The organism is Asanoa iriomotensis, from assembly GCF_016862515.1.
Taxonomy (GTDB): Bacteria; Actinomycetota; Actinomycetes; order Mycobacteriales; family Micromonosporaceae; genus Asanoa; species Asanoa iriomotensis.
This window is the reverse complement of the sequence record NZ_BONC01000020.1, coordinates 106,862-116,822: the sequence shown is the minus strand read 5'-3', so window position 1 is coordinate 116,822 and position 9,961 is coordinate 106,862. Positions and strand designations below refer to the sequence as shown.

Below are 9,961 nucleotides of genomic sequence, written 5' to 3'. Positions count from 1 at the left end.
GCGCCGCGGCACCACCCTGACCCACGAGACACCCCCTTGCCAGCACAATGGGGCCATGGGGGTCACACAGATCGCGACACCGCACGGTCCGGCCGTCGCCGAAACCGATGAGGCTGACGGCCGGCCGTCGGCGTTGCTCGTGCTCGGGCACGGCGCCGGTGGGGGCGTCGAGGCACCCGACCTGATGGCGGTCCGCCGCGCCGCGCTCGCGGCGGGGCTGTCCGTCGTGCGGGTCACCCAGCCCTACCGGGTGGCGGGCCGGCGCGCACCCGCGCCCGCGGCCCAGCTCGACGCCGCCTGGTCGGCCGTCGTGCACGAGATCGTCAAGGGCTATCGCGAGCCGCCGCCGCTGGTCGTCGGCGGGCGGTCCAGCGGTGCCCGGGTGGCCTGCCGCACGTCGGTGGCGCTCGGCGCGGCCGGCATCGTCTGCCTGGCCTTCCCGCTGCACCCGCCGGGCCGCCCCGAGCGGTCCCGGGCCGAGGAGCTGCTCACCGGCGTGCCCACGCTGGTCGTCAACGGCGACCGCGACCCGTTCGGCGTGCCCGACCCGTCGCCGGGCGTCGAGGTCGTGGTGCGCCCGGGCCAGCGGCACGACCTGCGGGGCGATCCGCGGGGATTGGGGCAGCTGGTGGTGGAGTGGTTGCGGGGCAGGGGCTGGGCCCGTCCGTAACTCGCGGCTCGCGTGACTCGTTGCTCCTGATGAGCCAGGCTTGCCCTGGGGACTCCCTCCACGAGTCCGCGGACCCCCCGGTCCGCATCAACCTCCCAGGCCCATCTGGTCCCAGGAGCTAACGCCCCTGGGACCAGTTGGGTTGCCCCGCACCGTCTGCGGGAATGTGCACCGGCCCCGTCTTGTTACAGCCGTCGTACCTGAAAAGACGGCAAGGGGGCTCTTCCCAGTGCAAGCAGCTACGCGGGGCAACCGCGACACCGGACGCGTCCGGGCGCTTCTGAACGCACCCGAATGGCCGGCGAGCGACGTTACTCACGGCCTGATCGGGGGCAACCAACCCACAACTGACTCGGGCGATGGTGCGCGCCGCGTATCCTCGTCGGGACAGTCGAGGGGGGACGCGCGCTTGACGCAGCCGGAGAAGACCCGAACGGACGAACCGACCGACGAGCGGCGGGCCAGGTTCGAGCGGGACGCGCTGCCCTTCGTCGACCAGCTCTACGCCGCCGCCCTGCGGATGACCCGCAACCCGGCGGACGCGGAAGACCTGGTGCAGGAGACGTTCCTGAAGGCCTACGCCGCCTTCCACCAGTTCGAGGAAGGCACCAACCTCAAGGCGTGGCTCTACCGGATCCTCACCAACACCTACATCAACTCCTACCGCCGCCGGCAGCGCCAGCCCGTCCAGGCGCCGACCGAGGAGATCACCGACTGGCAGCTCGCCAACGCCGAGTCGCACACCTCCAGCGGCCTGCGCTCGGCCGAGACCGAGGCGCTCGACCGGCTGCCGGACAGCGACGTGAAGAACGCGCTGCAGCAGCTCCCGGAGGAGTTCCGGCTGGCCGTCTACCTCGCCGACGTCGAGGGGTTCTCCTACAAGGAGATCGCCGACATCATGAACACCCCGATCGGCACGGTCATGTCGCGACTTCACCGCGGCCGCCGCAACCTGCGTAACCTGCTGGAGCGCTACGCTGCGGATCGAGGCTTCACCCGCACTCCGTCAGGTGACGCCGCCGCTGCCCGCCAGGAGGTGTGAGGACCCGTGAGTTGCGGCAACCCCCACGAGACCGACTGCAGCGAAGTACTCGACGAGGTCTACCTCTACCTCGACCTCGAGTGCGCCGACGAGCGGCGTGACCTGATCCGCACCCACCTCGACGAGTGCTCGCCCTGCCTGGCGGAATATGGCATCGAGCAGGAGGTCAAGGCGCTGGTCGCCCGCTGCTGCGGCAACGAGACCGCACCGGCGGAGCTCCTCGCCCGCCTGCGCAGCAAGCTCACCGAGCTGCGCACAGACGTATAAAGCCCGTCGCCGGCCCGAGATCGGGCCGGCGACGTCGGCATTTCAGGAGTTGGGGCGCTTGCCGTGGTTGGCGGCGCTCTTCTTACGTGCCTTCTTCTTGCGGCTCTTCTTCGCCATCGTCGACCTCCCGTTCCGAACCGATCGCTCCGGTGACCCGACGATCCTAGACGGCCCGCCAGCGACGCACGCAGTGCCGGCGCATGGTTGGATGCTGCCACGGCAACAACCACCCGCAGAGAGGACCGCCCGATGGCTGACGAGATCCGTGCCGAGATGGTGGCGAACGTGTGGAAGGTCGTGGCGTCGACCGGTGACACCATCGCCGAAGGCGACACGTTGGTCATCCTCGAGTCCATGAAGATGGAGATCCCGGTCATCGCCGAGTCCGCCGGGATGCTCAAGCAGCTTGCCGTCAACGAGGGCGACGTCGTCCAGGAGGGCGACCTGATCGCCGTGATCGAATGACGTTGCGGATCAGGCCCGCGACACCGGCCGACTTCCCGGCCGTGGCGCGGCTGACCGTCGACGCCTACCGGTTGGACGGCCAGCTCGCCGCCGACCACGGCTACGACAAGAAGCTGGCCGACGTGGAGACCCGGGCCGAGGCCGGCGAGCTGCTGGTCGCGGCCGACGAGTCGACCGGCCAGGTGCTCGGCTCCGTCACCTTCGTGCTGCCCGGCACCGCGTACGCGGAGGTGTCCGGACCCGGCGAGGCCGAGTTCCGGATGCTCGCCGTCGACCCGGCGGCGCAGGGGCGGGGCGCCGGCGAGGCGCTGGTCCGTGCCTGTGTGGAGCGCGCGACCGCGCTGGGCTGCCAGGCCGTCGTGATCTGCGTGCGCAGCTTTTCCGAGCCCGCCAAGCGGCTCTACGCCCGGCTCGGCTTCACCCGCGTCCCGGAGCGCGACTGGTCGCCGTTTCCGGGTGTCGACCTCGAGGCGCTCCGGCTGCCGCTCACGGGGTGACCCGGGGCCGCCACAGGTCTTCGGCAACTTCCAGCGCCACCCGCTTGCGCTCCTCGACGGACATCTCGCAGCGGATCGCGAACCAACTGCCGTGCACCGAGAACAGCGCCAGCGCGGCGCGAAGCTGCTCTGCCGGCTCGTCGGCGTCGTCGGCCATCAGCGCGGCCACCCGTAGCATCCGGTCGCGCATGCCCTGGCCCACCGACATGGTCTTGACGACCGTCTGGTTCTGCTCGAAGAACCGCATCACGGACGGGTGGTTGCCGCCGAAGAACTCGTCGGCGTAGCGGGACAGCAGCTCCTGTCGCCGCTCCAGCCCCGGCGGCTGCGCCTCGGCCCACTCGATGATCTCGTCGAGCCGCCGCAGCCGATCCTCGGCGAAGCTCGAGACGATCTCGTCCTTGCTCTTGAAGTGGTAGTACAAGGCGGCCTTGGTCACCCCGAGCCGCTCGGCGATCTCCCGGAGCGAGGTCTTCTCGTACCCGTTCTCCGTGAAGAGCTCGAGCGCGACGGCCTGGATCCGCCCTCGCGTGCTCTCCGTCACTCTGACTCCCAAACTGACTTGACGCCCGGTTAGGACGAAGCTTACCGTACGGCTAGTAAGGAGACTAGCCGGTCGGCAAGTAAGTCCGATCACTCAGGGGGGCGTTCCGATTGACCACTGACGCGATGCGGGCCATGACCCCGCAGAAGATCCGCGTCATCCTCGGCGGTCTGATGATCGCGATGATGCTAGCGATGCTCGACAACATGATCGTCAGCACGGCACTGCCACGCATCGTCGGCGAGTTCGGGGGTCTCGACCACTTCACCTGGGTGGTCACCGCCTATGTGCTCGGCACGACCGTCTCGACGCCGATCTGGGGCAAGCTCGGCGACCTCTACGGCCGCAAGTCAATCTTCCTGACGTCGATCATTATCTTCCTGATCGGCTCGGCCCTCTGCGGAATGGCCGGCTCCGCCATGTTCGGCGGCCGCGAGGACGGCATGATGGAGCTGATCGCCTTCCGGGCCGTGCAGGGCCTGGGCGCCGGTGGCCTGATGGTCGGCGTCATGGCGATCATCGGCGACCTCGTGCCGCCCCGCGAGCGCGGCCGCTATCAGGGCATGATCGCCGGCATCATGGCGATCGCGATGGTCGCGGGCCCGCTGGTCGGCGGGTTCATCACCGACCACCTCTCGTGGCGCTGGGCGTTCTACGTCAACCTGCCGCTCGGCGGCCTGGCCCTGCTGGTGCTGGCCACCCGGATGCACCTGCCGCGCTACCGCACCGAGCACCGGATCGACTACCTCGGCGCCGGGCTGCTCTCGGTCGGCATCACCGCGCTCGTGCTGATCACCACCTGGGGCGGCAACGAGTACGACTGGACCTCGCCGCAGATCCTCGGCCTCGGCGCGCTGGCCGTGGTGGCCCTCGTGCTCTTCGGTTTCGTCGAGCGCCGCGCGCCCGAGCCGATCCTGCCGCTGCACCTGTTCGCCAACCGCAACTTCGCCCTGATCTCCGGGGTCGGCTTCCTGCTCGGCTTCGCGATGTTCGGCGCGATGAACTTCCTGCCGCTGTTCCAGCAGACCGTGCAGGGCGCCTCGGCGACCAACAGCGGCCTGCTGCTCCTGCCGCTGATGTTCGGCATGCTGGTGGTCTCGGTGATCACCGGCCGGCTCATCACCAAGACGGGCCGCTACCGCGTCTTCCCGATCCTGGGCGGCGTCGCCCTGCTGGCCGGCATGGTGCTGCTGTCCACGATCGACGCCGGCACCACCAAGCTGGTGCTGTCCCTCTACATGGTCGTCCTCGGCGTCGGCATGGGCTTCCTGATGCAGACCTCGATGCTGATCGCGCAGAACAGCGTCGAGCAGAAGGACCTCGGCGCCGGCAGCGGCGCGGCCACGTTCTTTCGCTCCATCGGCGGCTCGATCGGCATCGCGCTCTTCGGTGCGCTCTTCGTGCACCATCTGGCTGCGTCGCCGGCGGGCGGCGCGCTATCCGGTGACGGTGGCGGGGCGGGGGTCGACCCGACCGCGCTCCAGAACCTCCCCGCGCAGATCCGCGAAGCGGTGATGGGCGGCCTGGCCGACTCGATCGCGTACGTCTTCGTCTGGGCGGCCGTGATCGTGGTCCTGGTCCCGGTGCTGGCCTGGTTCGTCAAGGAGATCCCGCTGCGCGGCACCACCGACCAGCCGGGCCGCGACCAGAAGGAGACCCCGGCCGACGAGGCCGAGGTCGCCCTGGCCAAGGCCGAGGCGGTCGCCGACTGACGCGCACCTCGCACGAAGAACGCCCCCGGACCGTTCCGGGGGCGTTCCTCGTGCGCTAGTCGATCCGTTCCGGCGGGCCGTCCCGGGCCTCGACCACGGCGATGACGCCGACGACGGTCAGGCAGGCCAGGAGGCTGCAGGCGGCCGCGGGCAGCCAGCCGAAGACGAACCGGAGGAGCGCGTCGAAGCGCGGGCCCCCGAAGTCGGAGCACGCCCCGGCGATGCCGTGGCACTCGCCCGCGGGGTAGTGCGCGGGCTGCGCCAGCACGCCGACCAGACACAGGGCGAGCACCGCGACGTGCGCCGCGAACACCCAGAGCGCCGCCTTCGTCGTCCTGCCCACGGCGGTGAGGGTAGGGCCGGGTCGATGGCGGGCGCGTGAGTGCGCGTGCCTACGGCTGCTCGGAACGTTGCGATAAACCGGAGTTCCGTGCAGAATTGAGCAGGGACCGCGCAGGGGAGGCACGGATGGGTACACCTGGCACCGGGATGGCCGCCGACATCGCCGAGCAGCCGGAGGTGTTCGCGGGGCTGTTGGAGCCCGCACACGCCGACCCGATCGCCGCCGTCGCGGCCGCGATCGTGCGCCGGCGGCCGCGGCACGTGGTGTTCACCGCCCGCGGCACCTCCGACCACGCCGCGCTCTACGGCGCCTACCTCGCCGAGATCCGCCTCGGGCTGCCCGCCGGCCTGGCCTCGCCGAGCGCGGTCACGGTGTTCGGCGCCCGGCCCGACCTGTCCGACGCGCTGGTCGTCGGCGTGAGCCAGAGCGGCGGCTCGCCCGACCTGACCGAGGTCGTCAAGGTGGCCCGCGAGACCGGGGCGCTCACCCTGGCGATCACCAACAATCCCGAATCCGCGCTGGCGCGGGCCGCCGAGCTGCACGTCGACGTGGCCGCCGGGCACGAGCGGGCGGTCGCCGCGACCAAGACCTACACCGCCGAGCTGATGGCGCTGCTCCTGTTGGTCGAGGGCATCCGCGGCGGCGACGGTCGGGTGCCCGCCGACGAGCTGCGTACCCTCGCCGCCTTGCCCGACCTGGCTACGACGGCGCTGGCCGACCCGACGGCGCCCGACCTGGCGCGGCGCTACCGGTTCGCGGCCCGGATGGTCACGACCGGGCGCGGCTACGCCTACCCGACCGCCCGCGAGGCCGCCCTCAAGCTGATGGAGACCTCCTACCTGCCGGCCCTGTCGTTCTCGGGCGCCGACCTGCTGCACGGCCCGCTCGCCCTGGCCGACCCCGACGTCCCGGTGCTCGCGGTCGTCGGCGGTGGCCCCGGCGGGGCGGCCATGCGCGACGTGCTCGCCCGCCTCGACGAGCGCCGCGCCGACGTGGTCACCGTCGGCCCGGCCGACGTCGCCGGCGCCTCGGCCCGGCTCGCCGTCCCGGAGGTCGACGAACGCCTGGCCCCGCTGCTCGACATCCTGCCGCTGCAACGCCTGGCCCTGGCCCTGGCACTGGCCCGCGGCGAGAACCCCGACGCACCTCGCGGCCTGGCCAAAGTCACGAGCACCCTCTGACGCGTGGCACGCTGGTCTACGTGTCGACCCTCCGTGACCTAGTCGAAGAGCACACCGCGCTGCGTGGCGGTGACATCGACCACCTGCACCGGATCGCCGGTGAGTGGCAGTTGCTCTCCGACCTGTCCTTCGCCGACCTGCTGCTCTGGGTGCCGGTCGACGACGAGGGTGGCTTCCTCTGCGTCGCCCAGGTCCGGCCGACCACCGCGCCGACCGCCTACCAGGACGACCAGGTCGGCCGGATCGTCGGCGGCCCGGAGGTGGCACACCTGGACATCGCCTACCGCGAGGGCCGGATCTGGCGGGAGGGCGACCCGGTCTGGTACGGCGACACCCCGGCCCGGCACGAGGCGATCCCGGTGCGCCTGCGCTCCGCCGACGGCGAGGGCGGCGCGGTGATCGCGGTGGTCGGCCGGGACACCAACCTGTCGACGGCGCGGACGCCCAGCCAGCTCGAGCTCAACTATCTGACCACCGCCGACGACCTGGCCCAGATGACCTCGGACGGCACGTTCCCGCCGCGCCGGCACCCGGGTGAGACCACCTCGGCGCCCCGGGTCGGTGACGGGCTCGTCCGGCTCGACGCCAGCGGCAAGGTCACCTTCGCGAGCCCCAACGCGCAGTCCGCGTACCGCCGCCTGGGTTTCGCCGCCCATCTCGTCGGCGAGGACCTCGCCGTGCTGATCAAGCGGTTGGCTGACGACCCCTTGGAGGGCACCGACGCGGCCAACCGCGTGCTGGCCTCGCTGCGCGGCGAGGCGCCGGCCCGCAAGGAGGTCGACGCCCGTGGCGCCACCGTGCTGCACCGGGCGCTGCCGCTGATGCCCGCGGGTGTGCCGATCGGCTCGCTGGTGCTGGTTCGCGACATCACCGAGGTACGCCGCCGCGACCGCGCGCTGATCACCAAGGACGCCACCATCCGGGAGATCCACCACCGGGTGAAGAACAACCTGCAGACCGTCGCCGCGCTGCTGCGCCTGCAGGCCCGGCGGGTCGGCATCCCGGCCGCCAGGGCGGCGCTCGAGGAGTCGGTGCGCCGGGTCGCGTCGATCGCGCTCGTGCACGAGACGCTGTCGATGTCCAGCGACGAGGCGGTCGAGTTCGACGGCATCGTCGACAAGGTGGCCGGCGCCGCGACCGAGGTGGCCAGCACCGAGCTGTCGGTGCGGATGCGCCGCGAGGGCTCGTTCGGCGTGCTGCCCGCGGAGATCGCCACGTCGCTGGTCATGGTGCTCAACGAGCTGCTGCTCAACGCCGCCGAGCACGGCTTCTCCGGCGACGGCTCGGTCGACCCCGAGGTGGTCGTCGCCGTGCACCGGTTCCGCAAGCAGCTACACGTCACCGTCGCCGACAACGGCCGCGGCCTGCCGCCCGACTTCGACCCCGACAAGGGCGGGCGGCTCGGCCTCCAGATCGTCCGGGCGCTGGCCACGGGGGAGCTGCGCGGCTCGATCGAGCTGCGCAACCGGGCCGAGGGCGGCACGGAAGCGGTCCTGGTCGTGCCACTGGGCAAGGCCCGCCAGGGCGAATCCGGCTAACGCGGCGTGAGCAGGGCGACGGTCAGGCCCGGCTCGTGCCAGACCTGGCGGGTCGCGTAGCCGGCGCGCAGGGCCGCGCCCTTCTCGCCCGGCACGGTGGCCAGCGGCTCGGCCCGGTCGCCGGTGGTCAGCAGCCAGATCCGCGGCGCGGCCGCCTGGAACAGGCACCCGGTGGGGTCGGGGCACTCGGCGGGGCGCAGCTCACCCCGCTGCACCGCGCTCTGCCACAGGAACACGTCGCGCGGCGCCGCGCCGGCCAGCCCGTACGCCACCGCGACGTCGAGCATCTTCCAGCCGCCGCGTGGGTCGTAGACGATCCCGTCACCCGGCTGGGCGTTGGCCCGGATCACCGCGACCGCGGCCGGGTAGTCGACCGGCGCCGAGCGTGGAAACTCGTGCGTGCGGCGCAGGGCGGCCTGTGCGGGCGCGCCCAGCGCCGCCACCAGCAGGACCAGCACCAGCGCGAGGACCAGCCGGACCCGGCGCAGCGCGAGCGCGGCGAGCAGGCAGGCCAGCGGCACGGTCCCGATCAGGTAGCGCGGCACCCAGTACGGACCGGACAGGCCCGCCAGGAACAGCAGCCCGGCCGGCAGCAGGACACACAGGCCCAGCACGGCCGGCCACCGCCCGCCCGAGAGCGCCCAGCCCAGCGCCGCGAGCGCGACCAGCGCGCCGCCGACCACCCCGGCCTGGAGCAGGCTGCCCGGCAGGGCGAGCAGGTCACCGGGGCCGGGCCGGGACACCCAGTCGAGCTGCACGCCCGCCTGGCCGCGGCCGACCGCGACCAGCGGCACGAGCAGGAGTGCGGCGGCGGCGACCGCGGCGGCGAAACCGGCGGCGGCCCGGCCCCGTCCGATCACCGCGGCGGCGTGGCCGGCGACCACGAGCAGGGCGACCAGGTTGCACAGCCCGAGGCCGAACACGGCGAGGGCGTAGAGGGTCCACCGCACCCAGCCCGGCCGGTCCACCGCCCGGGCCAGCAGCAGCGTGGCGAGGACGGTGAACAGCACCGCGAACGCGTACCCCCGGGCCTCCTGGCCGTAGCGCGACGTGGTCGGCACGAGCGCGAACAGCGTGCCCGCGATCAGCCCGGTCCGCCCGTCGAACAGGCGCGCGCCGAGCCGGGTGAGCAGCGCCGCGGCGCCGACCATGGCCAGCAGCGACGGCAGCCGCAGGGAGAACGCCGAGTCGCCGAACAACGCGATCCAGCCGTGCATGAACAGGTAATAGGGCCCGGTCACGGCGTCGATGCCGGCGAGCATGCGCAACAGGTCGGGCAGCGGCCGGGTGGCCGCGCTCCAGGTCGCGAGCTCGTCGCGCCAGAGGGGGGCCCGGTCGAGCTGGAAGCCGGCGACGAGCAGCGTCAGCACCGCCGGCACGACCGGCGCCCACGGTCCGGTGAGGAACCGGCGCGGCCCGGCCGCCGCCGCGCGGACCCGATCGAGCTGCTGTGTCACCGGCGGCTCCCCCGAGTGCGCCGCAAATGTCCCTATTGCCGGATCAGCCTAACGTGAAGCGGGCCACACCGGGGCCCGGCATCTGGGACTGGCTGAGGTAACAGCAGCTTGCTGTGGCAGCATGATGAGCATGACTGCAACCGCCGACCGTCGCATGGTGACCCTGGGCCTCACGGTCCGTCGCCACGTCGACTACGGCCGTGTTCGCAGTGCCATGTGTCCGGCTCACTGACGACGCCCGACTC

The 9,961-nt window shown here is 72.2% G+C and carries 12 protein-coding genes; 8 read left to right on the top strand and 4 right to left on the bottom strand.

Features of this window, described 5'->3' with window-relative positions; translation table 11 throughout:
- Positions 1-55: 55 nt before the first annotated feature.
- The 3 genes from Air01nite_RS16455 (at position 56) to rsrA (ending at position 1,979) form a co-directional block, all read left to right on the top strand.
- A complete protein-coding gene (locus Air01nite_RS16455; protein WP_203703269.1) occupies positions 56-670 on the top strand; it encodes an alpha/beta hydrolase family protein in 615 nt (204 codons plus the stop codon).
- 229 nt (positions 671-899) lie between these two features.
- On the top strand, positions 900-1,712 hold the full coding sequence (locus Air01nite_RS16450) for a sigma-70 family RNA polymerase sigma factor (RefSeq protein ID WP_275408204.1): 813 nt from the start codon (positions 900-902) through the stop codon (positions 1,710-1,712).
- 6 nt (positions 1,713-1,718) lie between these two features.
- Complete coding sequence (gene rsrA, locus Air01nite_RS16445; RefSeq protein WP_203703265.1) at positions 1,719-1,979, top strand: mycothiol system anti-sigma-R factor; 261 nt, start codon at positions 1,719-1,721, stop codon at positions 1,977-1,979.
- Between the two features lie 42 nt (positions 1,980-2,021).
- Here the strand turns inward: rsrA and Air01nite_RS41940 are convergent, their stop codons facing one another.
- On the bottom strand, positions 2,022-2,096 hold the full coding sequence (locus tag Air01nite_RS41940) for a 50S ribosomal protein bL37 (RefSeq protein WP_369814844.1): 75 nt from the start codon (positions 2,094-2,096) through the stop codon (positions 2,022-2,024).
- Between the two features lie 132 nt (positions 2,097-2,228).
- On the opposite strand from Air01nite_RS41940, the gene Air01nite_RS16440 reads away from it, so the two are divergent.
- On the top strand, positions 2,229-2,444 hold the full coding sequence (locus tag Air01nite_RS16440; protein ID WP_203703263.1) for a biotin/lipoyl-binding carrier protein: 216 nt from the start codon (positions 2,229-2,231) through the stop codon (positions 2,442-2,444).
- On the top strand, positions 2,441-2,941 hold the full coding sequence (locus tag Air01nite_RS16435) for a GNAT family N-acetyltransferase (RefSeq protein ID WP_203703261.1): 501 nt from the start codon (positions 2,441-2,443) through the stop codon (positions 2,939-2,941). Before Air01nite_RS16440 ends, Air01nite_RS16435 begins: the two co-directional genes overlap by 4 nt.
- Here Air01nite_RS16435 and Air01nite_RS16430 read toward each other — a convergent pair.
- Positions 2,931-3,485: a TetR/AcrR family transcriptional regulator gene (locus Air01nite_RS16430; RefSeq protein ID WP_373310424.1), complete on the bottom strand. Its 555-nt coding sequence runs from the start codon at positions 3,483-3,485 to the stop codon at positions 2,931-2,933. The genes Air01nite_RS16435 and Air01nite_RS16430 overlap by 11 nt on opposite strands.
- A gap of 125 nt (positions 3,486-3,610) precedes the next feature.
- Between Air01nite_RS16430 and Air01nite_RS16425 the strand changes: the two genes are divergently transcribed.
- Positions 3,611-5,197 carry an MDR family MFS transporter gene (locus tag Air01nite_RS16425; RefSeq protein WP_203703282.1) on the top strand — a complete coding sequence of 529 codons (1,587 nt, stop codon included), beginning with the start codon at positions 3,611-3,613 and terminating at the stop codon, positions 5,195-5,197.
- Positions 5,198-5,252: 55 nt separating this feature from the next.
- Here the strand turns inward: Air01nite_RS16425 and Air01nite_RS16420 are convergent, their stop codons facing one another.
- A complete protein-coding gene (locus tag Air01nite_RS16420; protein WP_203703257.1) occupies positions 5,253-5,540 on the bottom strand; it encodes a hypothetical protein in 288 nt (95 codons plus the stop codon).
- Between the two features lie 146 nt (positions 5,541-5,686).
- Here Air01nite_RS16420 and Air01nite_RS16415 point away from each other — a divergent pair, with 146 nt between their 5' ends.
- Positions 5,687-6,721, top strand: a complete 1,035-nt coding sequence (locus Air01nite_RS16415; RefSeq protein ID WP_203703281.1) for an SIS domain-containing protein — start codon at positions 5,687-5,689, stop codon at positions 6,719-6,721.
- A 20-nt stretch (positions 6,722-6,741) separates the two neighbouring features.
- Entirely contained in the window at positions 6,742-8,259 is a 1,518-nt protein-coding gene (locus Air01nite_RS16410) for a sensor histidine kinase (RefSeq protein WP_203703255.1), read from the top strand.
- Here Air01nite_RS16410 and Air01nite_RS16405 read toward each other — a convergent pair.
- Positions 8,256-9,638 (bottom strand): glycosyltransferase family 39 protein, encoded by a 1,383-nt coding sequence (locus Air01nite_RS16405; protein WP_203703280.1) that lies wholly within the window; start codon positions 9,636-9,638, stop codon positions 8,256-8,258. The two genes, Air01nite_RS16410 and Air01nite_RS16405, sit on opposite strands and share 4 nt — an antisense overlap.
- Between the last annotated feature and the right edge of the window lie 323 nt (positions 9,639-9,961).